Origin of the sequence: uncultured Maribacter sp. (assembly GCF_963975365.1) — a bacterium.
GTDB lineage: Bacteria > Bacteroidota > Bacteroidia > Flavobacteriales > Flavobacteriaceae > Maribacter.
On the sequence record NZ_CAXBGF010000014.1, the window covers coordinates 87,418 to 104,719 of the forward strand.

A 17,302-nucleotide genomic window follows, 5' to 3' on the forward strand; every position below is an offset into this window, starting at 1 on the left:
TATGTGATGTTTGCTACTAATGTCCGTTAATTTTTAAAGTAATAAAAGTAAGTAAGGTTATTTAACGCAATTGTAACCTATGTTACTGACATTATTAAATTGAATTTCTAGATTGGTTACCTAATTTAGTGGTACAAAATTTCTAAACGGTAGTAGTAGAACAAGCATGGAAGAATTACGAACATTGGCGAAACAACTTTTTAAGCTATTTTCAGTGGTGTTTGTCTTGGTGGGTCTAGTCTTTATTTTGCTGTTGAGGTATGAACCAAAACATGAAACTTTTGTCCCAATTGTAAATGAAGAAATAACGCCTATACCTATTTGGAAACCTAAAGATGTGTTATCTGAAATAGTAAATATGCCAGGGGAGGTTAAAAAAGGGTATTTCCTAATTGCAGAGACTTCTAAGTTTATGGGCCCGCAAGCCGAGAATCCTGAAAACCGATATAGCGGAAATAATTTGGCTTGTGCCAATTGTCACTTGCAGAAAGGGACTCAAGCAGGTTCTGGTTCTTGGGTCGGTGTTTTAGAAAGGTTTCCTCAATTTGGTGGTCGTGGTAATAAAGTAGGCACTATTGAAGACAGAATTAATGGCTGTATGGAACGTAGCATGAATGGTAAAATGCTTCCTACCTATTCTGACAAGATGCAGGCAATTGTGACCTATATGGACTGGCTAAGTGAGGGTTTGCCAGAAAACCGAAAGGCAGAGTTTAAAGGCTACCCTAAAATTAAGATTCCTGATGTAGCGGTCAATTTAGAAAAAGGTGAAAAGGTCTATAAGAAAGAATGTGTAATCTGCCACGGGGAAAATGGAGAAGGAGTGATCAATGCCGTAGACGGGAAAAGTTATACATATCCACCATTATGGGGAGCCGATAGTTTTAATGATGGAGCAGGCATGCATCGGGTAATAACTGCAGCAGAGTTTATAAAAAGTAATATGCCTTATTTACAGGCAACTTGGGACAATCCTAAATTGACCGACGAAGAAGCGTATAATGTAGCGGGTTATATCAACAGTTTTTCAAGACCTCACAAGTTGAATTCAGAGAACGATTATCCCGATAAAAAACTAAAACCAGTTTCAACACCTTATGGTCCGTGGTCCGATGATTTTTCACCTGAGCAACACAAATATGGTCCTTTTCCTCCAATCATGGAATACTACAAAAAGGAATACGGTATTACCAAAACGAAATAAGCGCATGCGATTAGTATATATACTATTTATTATTCTGCCCTTATTTTCTGTTTCACAAGATTCTATCGATGTAAAGAAAAAAGGAACACTTTCTGGTCAATGGCGCACGTATGGCATGATGACATCTAATAAAGATGGCCTAAAAGATTTCAATGCCTTGGCAACTGGGGGTAAATTAAAATATCAATATACTCTGCTCGAAAACTTAGAATTAGGAGCAGCTGTATATAATTCCACCAATTTAGGATTACAAGATTTAACCGTTCCTGATAGTACAACAGGTAGGTTGAGTAGGTATGAAGAAGGATTGTTTGATAGATTAGACCTAGAGAATGATGCTGTTTTTTTATTAGGTGAATTGTACGCGAAATATCAATTGGCTCAGCATTCATTTACGCTTGGACGAATGAAAATAAATACACCGCTAATAAATCCTGAAGACGGTAGAATGATACCGACTTTAGTTCAAGGGTTTTGGTATAACTTCAAAAGACAAAAGACAGTTGTTCAATTAGGAATCTTAAATGAAATAGCGCCAAGGTCTACAGGCAAGTTTTACGGTATCGGTGAAAGTATAGGTACATATCCCGTGGGTAGAAATATATATGGTAATGCTTCCCAATATGCCAACAATACCGATTCGGATTATATTGTAATGGCGAATGCCGATTTTAAGTTAACTGAAAAATCGAGTATTAAGGTATGGAATCAGTATGTAGAAAATATTTTCAATTCCTTCTATGTTAAACCTTCCTTAAAAATATCCGAATCTGTACAATTAGAAGGGGAGTGGTTGCACCAGAATAGGTTGGGTGATGGTGGTAATGGTATAGATTCCCTTCGTTATTTCCATCAAAATTCAGCAGATATTTTAGGATTGAAAATATCTTTTAAAAGCAAAGGTGGGTTAGTGATTTTAGCTTATGATAGAATAATGCCGCAAGGTCAATTTTTGTCGCCACGCGAATGGGGTAGGGAAGACTTATTTAGTTTTCAAAAACGAGAACGAACCGAAGGCGTGGCAGATAATCATGCTTTGGTTTTGAACTATAAAAATGAGTTTGATGTATTGAAAGAGAATCTAAATCTAACTTCAATTCTTAGTATTGGTAAGCATTGGAAACCAGAAGTAACCGATGCTTCACTAAATAAATACGCCATGCCAGATTATACGCATATTAACTTAGATGTATTTTTTAATTTTAAAAAATTAAAACGTCTAAAACCAGAGCTTTTGCTTACCTCGAAATTAGGTAATGGCGATATTCCAGATAATCCAAATTTCTATTTTAATAAAGTAGATTTATTTCATGTAGACGTAATACTTAATTATAACTTTTAAAAAGATTAAATAAAAAATCCCCATGGAAATGGGGATTTTTTATTGGTAGCAAGTTAGACATCTTTACCTTTCATCATCTTATTCCAATACAAATAAGGAAGGCCATATTTTTTGAGCATCCACAATCTCCAATGTTCTTTAGAAGAATCGCCAATGAACATTTGTTTCAGTTTAGGATCTGGCGTAAAATTATTGTCATAATCAAATTCTGCCAAAACCATTTTACCGTAATCGGTAACCAAAGGACACGAGGAATAACCATTATACGATTGAGTCCCCATTTTTTTGGTGTTCATTAATCTGTCTAGGTTATCAACTACGATAGGTGCTTGCTTACGTATGGCAGCTCCTGTTTTGGCTGTTGGCAATGCGGATACATCTCCTAAGCCAAAAATATTTGGATACTTATTGTGTTGCATAGTTTGATGGTTTACATCTAACCAGCCCGCCTGGTTTACCAAAGTAGATTCTTTTACAAATTTAGGAGCTACTGATGGTGGTGCGGTATGTAACATATCGTAATGGATACCATAGCGGTTACCTTCTAATGTTACCTTAACATCTTTATAATTATACTGAAACTTTTCGTCTAGTTTTAAATCATCTACTTTATCACTAGAAATTACAACACAACCACCAGCTGTAATTTCTTGACCCATTTCATACCATGCAATTTGTTTATCACCATCTACGGCTACTAATTTATGATGAAATCTTAGGTTGATATCTTTTCTGTCAACAACCTCCATTAAAGTTTTGGCAACTTCTTTTACACCAAAAATAACAGTACCTCCAGTGGCAAAAATAACATCGGTTTTTTTACGAACACCACTTTTTCTAAAATGGCTTTCTGCTAAATACATTATTTTTTGTGGTGCTCCGCCACACTTAATTGGCGTTGTAGGTTGTGTAAATAATGCAGTTCCTCCTTTGAAATTTTTGATAACATCCCAAGTATGTTTTGGGTCTGTATAATTACTACACACAACACCTTTATCCATAGCTTCGCCCAATCCAGGTACTAAACTAAAATCATATGCCAAACCTGGTGCAACAACTAAATAATCGTATGTGATATCTCCTGTAGATGCGGTATAAACAATATTGTTGTCGGGGTCAAAACCTGTAGCTTTATCTTTTATCCATGTAGCATTTTTAGGTATTACGGATGACATTGGTCTGGCAGTTTTTTCAAAATCATACGTACCGGCACCTACTAAAGTCCATGCAGGTTGGTAATAATGGGTGTCTGCTGGTTCAATAATTGCAACGTCTTTTGCTTTTTTTTGTGTTAGAAGTTGGGCTGCTACCATAATACCCGCAGTACCACCTCCAATAACTAGTACCTGATGATGTGAACTCATTTTTAAACTATGTTTTGTAATTTAATAAATATAATAGTTAAGAGGTACTAAATATGTAACAAAAGTTACATAGCGATAAAAATAGTATAAAACCTAAAAGTATATTATACAATTAGGTTATTAAAAGTTGAATGTATTAAGTTGCTATTTTTTTATTTTACAAGTGTTTATTCCGAACAAGGTATAAAGTGGGCAAAAACTTATAAAGGTTGTTAGTATTAAAACACCTGCTATAGCTGCCATTACATAGCCTAAGGTTCCGGTAACGGTATCTGTATAAAATGTAGTTAAAAGAGCTACGGCTATAAAGATTCTAATAAATCGGTCTGTACTTCCCATGTTTTTTTTCATGATAATGATATTTAATTTAAGTGCTAAAGCGCAGATTGTAATGATGATTGTTTATTATAGATAAAATGGTTAGCGCTATAGTTCATGTTAAAATTATTATGCAAAGTAATATTAACCTGTAAGTTAGGGTATGACATTTGTCATGTTTAAAACAAGAGATTATGAATGTAGAATATGTAACAAAAGTTACAGATTTGCCATTTTTTAAAAAGTATATTTACATAAATCATAATACGAATGGAGGCATATTTAGATGTATTTTTAAACGCTATATTAGGAACGTTTAATTGGACTTTAAAATCCATCATATTTAAGGTGCCTTGGTATCTCAATTATTTTTGGGGTTTAATCTTTATTTCCTTGCTAGTTTGGATTTTAGAAATCGTTTTTCCTTGGAGAAAGGAGCAGGGTTTTTTTAGAAAAGATTTTTGGTTAGATGGTTTTTACATGTTCTTCAATTTCTTTTTGTTTTCTATAGCAATAAGTGGTATTTATAAAATGCTAAATGTTTTCTTTACCGATTTGGGCATTACAGCAAGTAGTTTGGCGCTTATAAATATATCTCAATGGCCAATGTGGGGGCAATTACTGTTGTTTTTTGTTCTTTTGGATTTTGTACAGTGGTTTACCCATATTTTACTACATAAGTATACATTTCTATGGAATTTTCACAAAGTACACCACAGTGTTAAGGAAATGGGGTTTGCAGCGCACCTACGTTACCACTGGATGGAAAATATTTTCTATAAACCCTTAAAGACATTTGGCGTTATGATTATTGGCGGTTTTGAGCCAGAACAAGCGTATATCGTTCATTTTGCTGCAATTGCCATTGGACATTTTAACCACTCTAACATTAAAATTACTTGGGGACCTTTAAAGTATCTATTAAACAATCCTGTTATGCATTTATACCACCATGCTTATGTTTTACCCAAAGGTACTTACGGAGTAAATTTTGGAATCAGTTTAAGTATATGGGATTATATTTTTAAGACCAATTACATTCCTGAAGATAGTGGAGATGTTAAGTTGGGGTACCCAGGTGATGAGAATTTACCGAAAGACTTCTTTGGGCAAATGCTACATGGGTTTAAGCCTAAAAAGAAGTGACGATTATCCACTTCTTTTTTGGCTAAGCAATAGATTTCAATTAGATAATTTTCCCGAAGCGCAGCTTACAAATGATTTTGCTTTTGATAAAATTGAATTGTCTTGATCAATACTCGGATACCCAATTGACTTTAATTTATTTTTTACGGTAGTAATATCTTCTTGATTTGATACATCAAATTTAACTGATGATGATTCTACCGATACACTTACATTAGTTATCGTAAGTATTTCTTCTAATTTAGAAATAATCGTTTTGGCACAGCCACCACACTTTAGATTTTGAATTGGAATTACTGATGTCATATTTTGCATATTTTTAGTCATTGAAAGTTATACTCCAAATACCTCTTACTTCATTTTCGGTATAGCCAACAGCTTTGTCGTATGGGTATTTAGTACTTAAAAGAAGAGATACCTTTGGGTCTATATTTGTTATTGGTGTTCCATGGCAATTTAGGCACATAGTATTCGTAATAATAGGGGAATAAAAATGTGTCGTGCCATTTTCAGTAGTTAGAATAGGCTTATAGGTCTCTTTATTTTTAACTTTTGATTTAAAAAATTCTATATACTCAAGCTCTTTCTCATTAGCTTGGTTTTCAAGGTTTCTAGGTTTATCGGTTACCCTTCTAATTTTTGCATTATGAAAAATTGCCATGCTATCGGTTAATGGATAAGCTCTTTCATTGCAAAATACCACTGCGTCTTCGATACCATTTTTCTGTAGCCTTAACATTAGATTTTCTCCTAAAACTTTCTGGGTGCTCTGAGCATATGTCATACCTCTTTCCATTAGGTTTTGTTCACCCATATTAAAACTGCCATTCATTCTTTTACCTTTTTGATGATAGTTTTTATCTCCGTGATTTTGTTCCCAATGCTGTTTGAACCATTCAGGTTCTTCAATTTGGTAATCGAATATATAATCTGAAATTTTACGTATCTCCTTTTCGTCAAATGATTGAAATGGCATTAAACCAAAACGATTAAGAGCTCCCTTCATTTTAACCTTTTCATTGGTAGGCTTTTCTACAAAGTTCCATATTGCATCTGAGAAAGACTTCTTCGTAGAATGATCTTTGCTATATCGAGCTTTTATAGCGGCCATGGGCGGTGCCAATACATTATTTTCATCCGATTTAGGATTATGACATACATAGCATTTAGCCTCTAAAAGTCTTTTACCTTCATTGGCAGTCTCTTGAGTTTTAGGGTCACTCTCATTTTCAGCGAGCACTTTAAATTTACTACTGGGTGAATCTTTACAACTAACCATTAAAATGACTGATAAAATTAGTATTGCATTTTTCATATAATTAAATAGTTTATAGATTTCCACTTATACTAATTACCAAATTTTTGAAAGAATGTATTCTTAATTTTTATTTGTTAGTACATAAAAGTATTACGATGATTAATTCCAGGACGAATACCCTCCTTTTAAATCATACACTTCAAGAAAACCCATGTTTAATAATTTTCGTGCAGCTTTTTGGCTTCTAGCTCCTGATCGGCAATACACATAAATGGCCTTATTTCTATCTAACTTTTCAAAATAATTTTTAAAATTGTTAGGATTAAAAAGATCAATATTTATAGCATTTTTAATATGGCCGCTATTAAATTCCGATGCTGTTCTAACGTCAATGGGTTTTTCCTTGTTTGTAATAATGGCCGATGCATACTCGTTTTTATTCAAAATAGTAATCTGGCCTAAAGTTTCTTTTTTTTTACCAAAAATGGCTTCTAAAAATGACATAATTATTCTGTTTAAAATTAATATTCAATACTAAAAGGAAACGGCCATTTTCAAGACCGTTTCCTGAACCAATCAACCAAAAAAATTAATTAAGACTTTTCTTAGCAAGATACCAGTCAACCTTTTCTAAGGTGTCATCGGCAATTCGAGCATTTAGTTCGTCTAAAGTTTTAGGCGGAGAAACAATTACTTTATCTCCCTTTTTCCAATCTAAAGGCATTGCTACTTTATATTTGTCAGAAGTTTGTAAGGCTTCTAAGGCTCTTAAGATCTCATTCATATTACGCCCTACATTTAACGGGTAATACATAATTAGACGTATTTTTTTCTTAGGATCGATAAAGAATACGGCACGTACAGCTGCAGTTTCACTTTCATTAGGCTGTAACATTCCGTATTTCTTTGAGACTTTCATATCTAAATCTGCTATGATAGGAAAATCGAAATATACCCCAGTATTCTGGCGAACATTTTGAACCCAACCTAAGTGAGCGTGAACACTATCTATGCTAAGACCCAGTAGTTCTGTATTAAGTGCATCGAATTCTGGTTTACGAACTGCAAATCCGCTCATTTCAGTAGTACATACCGGAGTAAAATCTGCTGGATGCGAGAACATTACTATCCATTTTTCCTTAGCGAAATCTGATAATTTAATTTTTCCTTTTGTGGTTACAGCTTCAAAATCTGGAGCAATATCTCCAATTCTTGGCATACTGTTCACTTCAATATTATTTATAGTTTCCATGTTCTTTTAATTTTAATTAAAGGTACTGTTACAGTACAATAGCTACAGTAACTCTAGTTACATATGGTTAAAAAAAGCATTAAAAAAAGAGGAATATTTTACAGAAAAATATTCCTCTTTACATCAACCAATCTGCCGTTAGGTAGATTCAAAAACTAAATCAAGTTTTGTTTTTAAATGACTAAAATGTCTATTTGATATTTTATTTATAACGTTGTTGGGCAAACAAATTCAGATACAGGTATACCTGCTTCTTGCATAGCCTTAAATCCTCCCTTTACATCAATAAGGTTATGTATTCCTCTACTTTTTAAAATGGAAGACGCGATCATACTTCTATAACCACCAGCACAGTGTACATAAAATATTTTATTTTCAGGAAATTCTGTTAAGTGGTCATTTAGAAAATCTAAGGGTGTATTGTTAGCTCCTAATATATGTTCGGAAAGATATTCAGATTCCTTTCGCACATCGAACACAGGTTCTTTTTTGGTATCTATAACTTTTTTAAGTGTATCTGCATCAACTTGACTTACGGTGTCATATTCCATTACAGCCTTCTTCCATGCATCAAACCCGCCTTCTAAATATCCCAAGGTACCATCGAAACCAACTCTAGAAAGTCGGGTTACAGCTTCCTCTTCTAATCCTACTGGGGCAACTAATAAAATGGGTTGTTTTATGTCTGCGATCAAGGCGCCTACCCAAGGAGCAAAACTGCCGTCAAGCCCAATAAATATAGAGCGTGGTATATGACCTTTGGCAAAATCATCTTGAGGGCGCACATCTAATACAATGGCCCCCGTTTCATTTGCCGCGGCTTCAAAAGACTTTGGGGAAAGTGCTCTTGTACCACGCTCCAATACCGTTTTGATATCTTCGTACCCCTCTTTGTTCATTTTTACGTTCAACGGAAAATATTGAGGTGGTGGAAGTAGACCATCAATTACCTCATCTATAAATTCCTCTTTGGTCATGTCTTTACGTAACGCGTAATTCATTTTCTTTTGGTTACCCAACGTATCTACCGTTACCTTCATCATATTTTTACCACAAGCAGAACCAGCACCATGTGCCGGATACACTATTACATTATCTGCTAAGGGCATTATCTTTTCACGTAAACTATCATATAGAAAACCTGCAAGGTCACGTTCGGTCAATTCACCCATTTTTTGAGCTAAATCTGGTCTGCCCACATCTCCAAGAAACAAAGTGTCGCCACTAAAAATGGCATAATCTTTACCTTTTTCATCTTTTAAGAGGTACGTAGTACTTTCCATTGTGTGACCAGGAGTGTGCAGTGCGATTATGGTTACATCACCTAATTTAAATTCTTGGTTATCCTTTGCAATGATAGCATCAAAAGATGGATTCGCTTTTGGTCCGTATATTATATCTGCTCCGGTTTCTTTGGCCAAGGTTACATGACCACTCACAAAATCGGCATGAAAATGGGTTTCAAAAATATATTTGATTTTAGCATTATCAGATGTTGCTTTCTTTATGTAAGGTTGCACTTCTCGTAAGGGATCAATAATTGCTACCTCTCCATTACTTTCAATGTAATATGCACCTTGTGCAAGACATCCGGTATATATTTGTTCTACCTTCATAAGTTCACATTTAATATTATGGTCAAAATTAAACTAAGAAATTGGGTAGTACAGTAACTTAGGTTACATTTGTTCTGTCATAAAAAAGCCCCATCTAAAATGAGGCTTAATTTCACTATTTTAAAAGGCTATAATAGGGTAGAAGGGCAAACATATTCCGATTTAGGAATCGATGTTTTCGAAATGGCGTCGAAGCCACCTCTAACATCTGTGAAGTCTTGCCATCCTCTTTGTTTTAGGATAGAAGCGGCAATCATACTTCGATAACCACCTGCACAATGTAAAACAAATGGCTTGTCTTTTGGAAATTGAGCTAAATGTTGATTGATTTCATTTAAGGGAACATTGATTGCCCCGATAACATGTTCTGAATCGAACTCACTCTTTTTTCTTACATCAATTATTAATGGTTTCTTATTCTTATAAAGAGTTTCTAATTCTGAACTATCAATTCTATTGGAAACCTCAACATCTTTTCCAGATTTTTTCCATGCATCAAATCCTCCTTTTATAAAACCTACCGTATTATCATAACCTACTCGCGATAATCTTGTAATAGCTTCTTTTTCCTTGTTATTATAAGTAACTAAAAGTATTTCTTGTTTAATATCAGGAATCATTTCACCTACCCATTGGGCAAAACTACCATCAAGACCAATATTGATACTATTAGGAATAAAACCTTTTGCAAAGTCTTCGGCATCCCTGGTATCCAATACTAATGCACCTGTTTCATTGGCAACAGCCTCAAAAGCTTCGGGAGAATATGGTGTGGTTGCCCTATCCATAATTTTATCTAAACTTTCATATCCTTTAATGTTCATAAGAACATTTTTAGGAAAATACCCAGGGGGTGTTGTAAGTCCTGTCAACAATTCTTTGATGAATTCTTCTTTGGTCATGTCTGGGCGTAAGGCATAATTCACCTTTTTTTGATGCCCTAAGGTATCCGTAGTTTCTTTACTCATCATTTTACCACAAGCAGAACCCGCACCATGATTAGGGTAAATTATTAAATCATCACTTAAAGGCATTATTCTATTTCTAAGGGAATCGAATAAATAACCAGCCAATTTTTCTTCGGTTAAATCAGCTACAACATGTTGTGCCAAATCTGGTCTTCCTACATCGCCTATAAACAAAGTGTCACCGGTGATAATACCATGTTCATTACCTTTTTCATCTATTAAAAGATAGGTTGTACTTTCCATAGTATGACCTGGGGTATGAATTACTTTTATTTTGTAATCACCAACTTCAAAAATTTGATTATCCTTTGCTGTGGTTGCCTCATAGGCTGGTTTTGCACCAGGACCGAAAACTATTTCTGCACCGGCCTTTTTTTGTAAATCTAAATGACCGCTAACAAAGTCGGCATGAAAATGCGTTTCAAAAACATATTTAATTTTAGCATTGTCCTTCTTGGCGCGGTCTAAATAAGGTTGAACCTCACGTAATGGGTCAAACACCGCTGCGACTCCGTTACTTTCAATATAATAAGCGGCATGGGCCAAGCATCCTGTATATATTTGTTCTACTTTCATGATTATAAATGATTTGATTTATAATCTAAAATTACTAGTTATATAAGGGCTGTACAGTGACTTTTGTCACATAAGGAAAATTTTATTTAAAAAATTCCATATAGAAAATAAACGCGGACATGACTAGAATGAAATAGCCAAAACCTTTTTTTAGTTTTTTACCATCGATAAAATTACTGAGGTAACTTCCTATGAAAATTCCTATGAACGAAAGGCCTGTAAATAGGGCTAAAAAGTTCCAATCGATTTCCATGGTCAAAGCATCTCCTAAAAAGAAACCCATAAGAGATTTTATGGCAATTATAATTAATGAAGTACCAACAGCAACCTTCATTTCTACATTTGCCAAAATCACCAAAGCGGGGATAATCAAGAACCCGCCACCGGCACCGATTAATCCGGTGATACTACCGACAAGTAATCCTTCCACTAAAATTAGTGGGTAGTTATAGGAAACCTCTCCGGTATTGCTGGCGCACTTCTCTTTTTTAAGCATGGAGTATGCAGCAGGTATCATCAATATTGCAAAAAGACCGAACATGGCCATTCTACGGGTAAATTGAAAATGTTCTATTTGAAATAAAACATCGGGCATGGCAGGTACCACATAATGTCTAACTAAGGTAACACCAATAATTGCAGGAAAACCAAATACGATAGCGGTACGCCAATCTACATAACCTTTTAGGTGTTGTTGCCAGCCACCTACCAATGCACTTGCGCCAACAATGAATAGAGAATAGGCAGTTGCGGCTTTTTCACTGATTGAAAAAAGATATGCTAGAACGGGTACTGCTAAAATGGAACCTCCACCACCAATAAGGCCTAATGAAATGCCTATTACTAAGGCGCTTAAATATCCAAAAACATGCAACATTTCCATAAGGGAATTTTATCCCTCAAAAGTAAAGCGGCATAAAAACGTGCGCAGTAACAATAGTTACAGAAGAACTATAAATTTAAAATTTTAATGTAATTACGATGAAGTTTTATTTTACCCATCTCTTCTAATTTTTTTAATAATCTAGAGATTACTACCCTAGAGCTATGAAGGTCATAGGCAATATCTTGGTGGGTACTATGAATAATATCATCGTTTGTTACCCGAGCTTTTTCTTTTAAGTAGCCAATTAAACGTTCGTCCATTTTTTGGAAGGCAATACTGTCTAAAGTGCTTAATAATTCGTTTAGACGAACATGGTAACTATTGAATACAAAATTTCTCCAAGATTTATATTTAATGGTCCATTCCTCCATTTTTTGAATGGGTACCATTATGAGCTTGGCATCTGTCTCCGCAATGGCCCTAATTTCACTTTTGGTATCGCCTATACAACAAGCCATGGTCATTGAACACGTATCACCTTTCTCTAGATAATACAAAAGAAGTTCGTCGCCATCTTCATCCTCTCTAAGAATTTTAATAACACCAGATATTAATAATGGCATTCCTCTAAGGTAATCGCCTATTTCTATCAATTTATATCCTTCGGGAACCTCTTTAAAAGTGCCTACTTGAACAATTTCATTAATTAGTTCCTCTTCAAAAATATTTCCGTATTGCTCTTTTAAGTCTTGGATCATTCTTTTTTCAATTAACTTCTTGTGCTATTTTCTTATCAAATTTAAAAAATATATTTGCCCAAATCGACTTAGATACGGCAGCAATCCATGGCATGGTTAGTATTAAAGCTGTGACAATTACAATAAATAAAGTTGAAATCTTAAGTTGTAACCCGAATATCAACGTTAATACATATGCAGCTACCGCAACAGCGATACCTACACCGTAAGAAACATACATTGATCCAGTGTAAAAACTAGGTTCTATACTGTATTTTAAATCACATTTAGGACAACGTTCTTTCACCTTGTTAAAATTACTTAACTTATAAGGATTTGCTTCTAGGAATTCTCCAGTATGACACCTTGGGCATTTCAAAAAAATGATACTGTACAATTTAGAACCTTTTGCTAACATGACTTAAAAATTTGGTAACAAATTTAATAGATCAACGCTCTTTTAAAGGTAACAATGGTTACATAACACCAATGGTATGTAATAACAAATTAAAGAAAATTTAAAACTAATCATAATACCAAGAACTGACATTGGTCATATTATTTACTGTTTTTGACGTGTAAGTTTGTGTTTAAATTAATAGTTTATGTGTTCACTTGTGCAAAAATATAATGTACCCGGTCCTCGATATACTAGTTATCCAACAGTACCTTTTTGGGATATTAATACGTTCTCTGGAAAGAAGTGGGAAGATTCTGTAAAGAAAAGCTTCCATCTTAGTAATTCAGCTACAGGAATAAGTCTTTATATACATCTACCATTTTGTGAGAGCATGTGTACTTTTTGTGGATGTCATAAGCGAATAACAAAACGACATGATTTAGAATTACCTTATATAAAATCTGTCTTAAAAGAATGGAGATTGTATAGAGCACTTTTTTCCGAAAAACCAATAATTAAAGAATTGCACTTAGGTGGTGGTACACCTACTTTTTTTACACCAGAAAATTTAAAATTTTTAATTGATGGTATATTGAGAAATGCGAGCAAAGCGAATGATGCAGAATTTAGTTTTGAAGGACACCCAAATAATACTACAAAAGAACATTTACAAGCTTTATATGATGTTGGTTTTAGAAGAGTAAGCTATGGCGTACAAGATTATAATGAAACGGTGCAGAAGGCAATTAATAGAATTCAACCATTTACAAACGTAAAGAATGTTACCGAATGGGCACGAGAAATAGGGTATGAATCAGTGAGCCACGATATTATCTTCGGTCTACCACATCAGAAATTAGAACATGTAAAAAATACTATCGCTAAAACCAAAGAGTTAAAACCAGACCGGATAGCTTTTTACAGTTATGCACACGTGCCATGGCTTGTAGGTAACGGGCAAAGAGGTTATAAAGATGCTGATTTACCAGCTGCAGATGAGAAAAGAGCACAGTATGAAATTGGTAAAGAGTTATTGCTTGATTATGGTTATAAAGAAATAGGCATGGATCATTTTGCATTAGAAACAGATGGTCTTTACAAGGCAATGGAAAGTGGGGATTTGCATAGGAATTTTATGGGTTATACGAGCTCTAATACCCATCTAATGATTGGATTAGGTGCTTCTAGTATAAGTGATAGTTGGTATGGTTTTGCACAGAATGTAAAGAATGTTGAAGAATATCAGAATTTAATAGAAAATAATATTATACCGCTATACAGGGGACATATTTTAACAGGCGAAGATCAAATAATAAGAAGGCATATCTTAAATTTAATGTGCAAATTTCAAACCTCTTGGGGCGATTTTAAGTTACATATTTCAGAGATGGATAATATAATAAAAAGACTAGGGGAGATGGAGCAAGATGGTTTAGTTGAGATTACAGATGGTTGTTTGCTTATAACAGAAAAGGGTAGACCCTTTGTACGAAATGTGTGCATGGCTTTTGATTTGCCTTTACAGAAAAAATCGCCTGATACAAAGCTTTTTTCAATGACTGTTTAATTTTATAAATATTGAAGTTCTCTATTTTATTAAATTCTAAATAAAATTTTTATGAAAAAAATTATTGTACTCACAGACTTTTCAGAGCAATCTGGTTTTGCTTTAAAAGCTGCTGCAGATCTAGCCAAAAAACATAAAGTAGAGCTTCTTGTAGTTCACATGTTAGAGCTTAATCAAGCGATGATTTCTTCGCCTGATGGAATTTATATTGAACAGACGGTTTTTTTAGTAAAATTGGCCGAGAAGAACCTAAAGGAATTTTTGAACAAGCCATTTTTAGAAGGTATAACCATTACCCCCATAATAAAACACTATAAAGTGTATAGTGAGCTTGATGCTATTGCCGAAGAACATAAAGCGGATTTAATTGTGATGGGTTCTAATGGCGCCAGTGGTCTTGAGGAAGTTTTAATAGGTTCTAATGCTGAAAAGGTTGTTCGAAATTCATCTACACCTGTTCTGGTAATTAAAGGTCCAGTTTCCGAATTCAAAATAGACCGATTTGTGTTTGCATGCGATTTCAATGATGACAATTTACCAGCTTTTCAAAAAGCAAGGGAATTTTCAGAATTGGTAAATGCCAAAATGGAGCTAGTCTTTATAAATACGCCAAATGATGAATTTTTAAGTAATAAAGATGCGTATCAGAAAATCAATAAATTTTTGACGAAGGCCAATGCTGGTCAACAAGTAGAAATTTATAATGATTATAGTGTAGAAAAAGGTATACTTAATTATGGTAATACAATTCTTGCAGATGCCATTGCCATGCCAACACATGGTCGTAAAGGACTTTCGCATTTGTTTAATGGTAGCATTGGAGAAGATGTTGTAAACCACTCAAGAATTCCTGTTATAACCTTTAAGATTTAATTCTTTTTTAAAATATCATATTCTATAAATAAACCCAAGGCAATCGCCCTGGGTTTATTTGTTTTTGACCTATAGGATAACCAGTAGCTTTTTTTGGATTATATAAAGAGCTAAATCGGTAGCTATATTACCTGATTAGTGTGCTGTTTTCAAAGGATTTTTCATTTTTATGAACTAAGAACTTTCATCATAAAACCATATTGTTCGTGCATTTGTGGTTTCCCTTTTCGTTTACCACTTCGACCGAAAAAATAAAGCACAAACCACATGACAACTATTATAGACATTAAACCCAATTGTAAACCGTAGGGTTTATGTAAACTCGCACTAGAATACGCCCAAATTCCTAGAATAATGAACAAACTAGCAATAACAAAATGTACAAACATAAAGAAAGTCCATAGGGTTGGGTTTGGCCCAAATACTCCATGAACACGGCATTTAGAAGTATCTATTTCATCAATTTCTAAATGAAGTTGAGGTGACCAAAAATGATTATTTTTAGTGTTGAATTTTATAAAGACATGCTCATCTAATCGATTAACAAGAAAAGGGTCATACCCAGCAGTTTCAAACTTTTTTAATAAATCTTCTTTGTTTTCGACCACATCTAACTGAAACCTTGGGCGAAGTATAATTTCGTTTGGTAATGGTCTCATAGAAAAATAGTTTGATGGCCGCGGCCGTTAGTTATGGCATTCTATTGTGCTTGAAGCTAATTCTGTAACTGGTGCGGGTGATACATAGGGTATTCCCAAACCTAGTCCTCTTAATATAAAAAGTAAGCCGATGATTACTACAAAAATAGGTATCGCATTTTGTACTTTTTTACGTATACCACCTTTTAATAATCCACTAAAATAAATGGCGGTAGTCATTAACGGTATAGTACCTAATCCGAAAAGTATCATATAAAGGCTGCCCTGTAAAGCATTTCCCATAGCAATGGCCCCAAAAAGCGCCATATAGACCAAGCCACATGGTAAAAATCCGTTTAGGAAACCAATTGTTAAAAAGGTGTCGGGTGATTTTTTCTTCAATTCTTTACCGAGTTGGTTTTTAACTGTTGATATGACTTTATAAATAGGTTTCGATAGGTTGTATTTGTTGAAGGTTTTATACGGAATTATAACTACAAGTATCATTAAAACACCAATAGCAATAGAAAGTTTTTGCTGTGCGCCAAAAATAGAGAGTCCCTTTCCGAGAAATCCAAAAATGAGTCCGATAATCCCATATGCCATCAATCGTCCAAAATGATAAATGAAAATCTGACCAAACTTTTTGTAGTTATTAGATTGGTCTACCGGAAGCATAAAGGCAATAGGGCCGCACATGCCCACGCAGTGCAAGCTACCCATGAGACCCAATATGGCTGCAGATAAAATCATATTTTTCTTAAAAGGTTAAACTTTCTTTATGTAGAAATTCTTTTCCTTGGTGTTTCCAAAATATTTTTATATCCCAGCGACCATCCAATAAATGTTTGTCAGGTATGAGTAAATGTGAATCGGATAAAACTATGGGTAAGTCAAAATCTAAGCGTTTATTGGAAGGTCTGTAGAGGTGTACTGTACCAGATACATTGGTATTATTGTACTTTTCAGGAAAAACAATTAGTAACCCGTCCGGCACTTTTTTTAATTGTATTTGTTTAATAGAGTTAAGAGCGTTTTGCTCAGCATTTATTTCTTTTTGAAAACCGAGTTCGGCCTTATAATATTCTTCGGTAACTAAATCATGATTGGCATTATGGCTTGTAGTCATTCGAATCACGAAAAAGAGAATGAAACTGATGAAAGCTACAAAAGCGATTACGATACCTGTACCCCAATTTATTTTCATGATCTTTTAC

General features: G+C 34.3%; 19 protein-coding genes. 5 read left to right on the forward strand and 14 right to left on the reverse strand.

Going from position 1 to position 17,302, the window contains the following annotated elements; genetic code table 11:
• The first annotated feature begins 166 nt into the window (after window positions 1–166).
• The gene (locus AACZ49_RS14825; protein ID WP_339656521.1) at window positions 167–1,204 is read left to right on the forward strand and encodes a c-type cytochrome; all 1,038 of its coding nucleotides are present in this window, start codon (window positions 167–169) and stop codon (window positions 1,202–1,204) included.
• 4 nt (window positions 1,205–1,208) lie between these two features.
• A complete protein-coding gene (locus AACZ49_RS14830; protein WP_339656524.1) occupies window positions 1,209–2,546 on the forward strand; it encodes an OprD family outer membrane porin in 1,338 nt (445 codons plus the stop codon).
• Window positions 2,547–2,599: 53 nt separating this feature from the next.
• Here AACZ49_RS14830 and AACZ49_RS14835 read toward each other — a convergent pair whose 3' ends face one another.
• Together AACZ49_RS14835 and AACZ49_RS14840 are read right to left on the reverse strand one after the other, a co-directional pair.
• Complete coding sequence (locus AACZ49_RS14835) at window positions 2,600–3,910, reverse strand: FAD/NAD(P)-binding oxidoreductase (protein WP_339656527.1); 1,311 nt, start codon at window positions 3,908–3,910, stop codon at window positions 2,600–2,602.
• Between the two features lie 144 nt (window positions 3,911–4,054).
• A complete protein-coding gene (locus tag AACZ49_RS14840) occupies window positions 4,055–4,261 on the reverse strand; it encodes a DUF2892 domain-containing protein (RefSeq protein ID WP_339656530.1) in 207 nt (68 codons plus the stop codon).
• 237 nt (window positions 4,262–4,498) lie between these two features.
• On the opposite strand from AACZ49_RS14840, the gene AACZ49_RS14845 reads away from it, so the two are divergent.
• Complete coding sequence (locus tag AACZ49_RS14845; RefSeq protein ID WP_339656533.1) at window positions 4,499–5,374, forward strand: sterol desaturase family protein; 876 nt, start codon at window positions 4,499–4,501, stop codon at window positions 5,372–5,374.
• 36 nt (window positions 5,375–5,410) lie between these two features.
• On the opposite strand, the gene AACZ49_RS14850 is transcribed toward AACZ49_RS14845, so the two are convergent.
• The 9 genes from AACZ49_RS14850 to AACZ49_RS14890 all read right to left on the reverse strand — a co-directional run bounded on the left by AACZ49_RS14850 (window position 5,411) and on the right by AACZ49_RS14890 (window position 13,025).
• Complete coding sequence (locus AACZ49_RS14850; RefSeq protein WP_339656536.1) at window positions 5,411–5,680, reverse strand: cation transporter; 270 nt, start codon at window positions 5,678–5,680, stop codon at window positions 5,411–5,413.
• 13 nt (window positions 5,681–5,693) lie between these two features.
• The gene (locus tag AACZ49_RS14855; RefSeq protein WP_339656538.1) at window positions 5,694–6,689 is read right to left on the reverse strand and encodes a DUF3365 domain-containing protein; all 996 of its coding nucleotides are present in this window, start codon (window positions 6,687–6,689) and stop codon (window positions 5,694–5,696) included.
• Between the two features lie 102 nt (window positions 6,690–6,791).
• Window positions 6,792–7,136 carry a rhodanese-like domain-containing protein gene (locus AACZ49_RS14860; RefSeq protein ID WP_339656541.1) on the reverse strand — a complete coding sequence of 115 codons (345 nt, stop codon included), beginning with the start codon at window positions 7,134–7,136 and terminating at the stop codon, window positions 6,792–6,794.
• 85 nt (window positions 7,137–7,221) lie between these two features.
• Window positions 7,222–7,884 (reverse strand): peroxiredoxin, encoded by a 663-nt coding sequence (locus AACZ49_RS14865; protein ID WP_339656544.1) that lies wholly within the window; start codon window positions 7,882–7,884, stop codon window positions 7,222–7,224.
• A 206-nt stretch (window positions 7,885–8,090) separates the two neighbouring features.
• Window positions 8,091–9,500 carry an MBL fold metallo-hydrolase gene (locus tag AACZ49_RS14870; RefSeq protein ID WP_339656547.1) on the reverse strand — a complete coding sequence of 470 codons (1,410 nt, stop codon included), beginning with the start codon at window positions 9,498–9,500 and terminating at the stop codon, window positions 8,091–8,093.
• A 128-nt stretch (window positions 9,501–9,628) separates the two neighbouring features.
• A complete protein-coding gene (locus AACZ49_RS14875; RefSeq protein WP_339656550.1) occupies window positions 9,629–11,044 on the reverse strand; it encodes an MBL fold metallo-hydrolase in 1,416 nt (471 codons plus the stop codon).
• Window positions 11,045–11,126: 82 nt separating this feature from the next.
• Window positions 11,127–11,927, reverse strand: a complete 801-nt coding sequence (locus tag AACZ49_RS14880) for a sulfite exporter TauE/SafE family protein (RefSeq protein ID WP_339656552.1) — start codon at window positions 11,925–11,927, stop codon at window positions 11,127–11,129.
• A 68-nt stretch (window positions 11,928–11,995) separates the two neighbouring features.
• Window positions 11,996–12,628, reverse strand: a complete 633-nt coding sequence (locus AACZ49_RS14885) for a Crp/Fnr family transcriptional regulator (protein ID WP_339656554.1) — start codon at window positions 12,626–12,628, stop codon at window positions 11,996–11,998.
• A 7-nt stretch (window positions 12,629–12,635) separates the two neighbouring features.
• Complete coding sequence (locus AACZ49_RS14890) at window positions 12,636–13,025, reverse strand: DUF983 domain-containing protein (RefSeq protein WP_339656557.1); 390 nt, start codon at window positions 13,023–13,025, stop codon at window positions 12,636–12,638.
• A 187-nt stretch (window positions 13,026–13,212) separates the two neighbouring features.
• On the opposite strand from AACZ49_RS14890, the gene hemN reads away from it, so the two are divergent.
• Both hemN and AACZ49_RS14900 read left to right on the forward strand, forming a co-directional pair.
• Window positions 13,213–14,574, forward strand: coding sequence for an oxygen-independent coproporphyrinogen III oxidase (hemN, locus tag AACZ49_RS14895; RefSeq protein WP_339656560.1), 1,362 nt, complete (start codon window positions 13,213–13,215; stop codon window positions 14,572–14,574).
• A gap of 51 nt (window positions 14,575–14,625) precedes the next feature.
• A complete protein-coding gene (locus AACZ49_RS14900; RefSeq protein ID WP_271512900.1) occupies window positions 14,626–15,447 on the forward strand; it encodes a universal stress protein in 822 nt (273 codons plus the stop codon).
• Window positions 15,448–15,614: 167 nt separating this feature from the next.
• On the opposite strand, the gene AACZ49_RS14905 is transcribed toward AACZ49_RS14900, so the two are convergent.
• From AACZ49_RS14905 to AACZ49_RS14915, 3 genes are read right to left on the reverse strand one after another with little or no spacing between them, the layout of a single operon-like run.
• Complete coding sequence (locus tag AACZ49_RS14905; protein ID WP_339656567.1) at window positions 15,615–16,106, reverse strand: GTP-binding protein; 492 nt, start codon at window positions 16,104–16,106, stop codon at window positions 15,615–15,617.
• Between the two features lie 27 nt (window positions 16,107–16,133).
• A complete protein-coding gene (locus AACZ49_RS14910; protein WP_339656569.1) occupies window positions 16,134–16,838 on the reverse strand; it encodes a sulfite exporter TauE/SafE family protein in 705 nt (234 codons plus the stop codon).
• Window positions 16,839–16,845: 7 nt separating this feature from the next.
• The gene (locus AACZ49_RS14915) at window positions 16,846–17,292 is read right to left on the reverse strand and encodes a FixH family protein (protein ID WP_339656572.1); all 447 of its coding nucleotides are present in this window, start codon (window positions 17,290–17,292) and stop codon (window positions 16,846–16,848) included.
• Window positions 17,293–17,302 lie beyond the last annotated feature (10 nt).

What these genes read in the sequence shown, in the direction of transcription:
- AACZ49_RS14890 (WP_339656557.1), bottom strand. Translation starts at nt 13,025, where the DNA reads ATGTTAGCAAAAGGTTCTAAATTGTACAGTATCATTTTTTTGAAATGC.
- AACZ49_RS14885 (WP_339656554.1), bottom strand. Translation starts at nt 12,628, where the DNA reads ATGATCCAAGACTTAAAAGAGCAATACGGAAATATTTTTGAAGAGGAA.
- AACZ49_RS14860 (WP_339656541.1), bottom strand. Translation starts at nt 7,136, where the DNA reads ATGTCATTTTTAGAAGCCATTTTTGGTAAAAAAAAAGAAACTTTAGGC.
- AACZ49_RS14825 (WP_339656521.1), top strand. Translation starts at nt 167, where the DNA reads ATGGAAGAATTACGAACATTGGCGAAACAACTTTTTAAGCTATTTTCA.
- AACZ49_RS14850 (WP_339656536.1), bottom strand. Translation starts at nt 5,680, where the DNA reads ATGACATCAGTAATTCCAATTCAAAATCTAAAGTGTGGTGGCTGTGCC.
- AACZ49_RS14900 (WP_271512900.1), top strand. Translation starts at nt 14,626, where the DNA reads ATGAAAAAAATTATTGTACTCACAGACTTTTCAGAGCAATCTGGTTTT.
- AACZ49_RS14830 (WP_339656524.1), top strand. Translation starts at nt 1,209, where the DNA reads ATGCGATTAGTATATATACTATTTATTATTCTGCCCTTATTTTCTGTT.
- AACZ49_RS14880 (WP_339656552.1), bottom strand. Translation starts at nt 11,927, where the DNA reads ATGGAAATGTTGCATGTTTTTGGATATTTAAGCGCCTTAGTAATAGGC.
- AACZ49_RS14875 (WP_339656550.1), bottom strand. Translation starts at nt 11,044, where the DNA reads ATGAAAGTAGAACAAATATATACAGGATGCTTGGCCCATGCCGCTTAT.
- AACZ49_RS14835 (WP_339656527.1), bottom strand. Translation starts at nt 3,910, where the DNA reads ATGAGTTCACATCATCAGGTACTAGTTATTGGAGGTGGTACTGCGGGT.
- AACZ49_RS14910 (WP_339656569.1), bottom strand. Translation starts at nt 16,838, where the DNA reads ATGATTTTATCTGCAGCCATATTGGGTCTCATGGGTAGCTTGCACTGC.
- AACZ49_RS14855 (WP_339656538.1), bottom strand. Translation starts at nt 6,689, where the DNA reads ATGAAAAATGCAATACTAATTTTATCAGTCATTTTAATGGTTAGTTGT.
- AACZ49_RS14865 (WP_339656544.1), bottom strand. Translation starts at nt 7,884, where the DNA reads ATGGAAACTATAAATAATATTGAAGTGAACAGTATGCCAAGAATTGGA.
- AACZ49_RS14915 (WP_339656572.1), bottom strand. Translation starts at nt 17,292, where the DNA reads ATGAAAATAAATTGGGGTACAGGTATCGTAATCGCTTTTGTAGCTTTC.
- AACZ49_RS14840 (WP_339656530.1), bottom strand. Translation starts at nt 4,261, where the DNA reads ATGAAAAAAAACATGGGAAGTACAGACCGATTTATTAGAATCTTTATA.
- hemN (WP_339656560.1), top strand. Translation starts at nt 13,213, where the DNA reads ATGTGTTCACTTGTGCAAAAATATAATGTACCCGGTCCTCGATATACT.
- AACZ49_RS14845 (WP_339656533.1), top strand. Translation starts at nt 4,499, where the DNA reads ATGGAGGCATATTTAGATGTATTTTTAAACGCTATATTAGGAACGTTT.
- AACZ49_RS14870 (WP_339656547.1), bottom strand. Translation starts at nt 9,500, where the DNA reads ATGAAGGTAGAACAAATATATACCGGATGTCTTGCACAAGGTGCATAT.
- AACZ49_RS14905 (WP_339656567.1), bottom strand. Translation starts at nt 16,106, where the DNA reads ATGAGACCATTACCAAACGAAATTATACTTCGCCCAAGGTTTCAGTTA.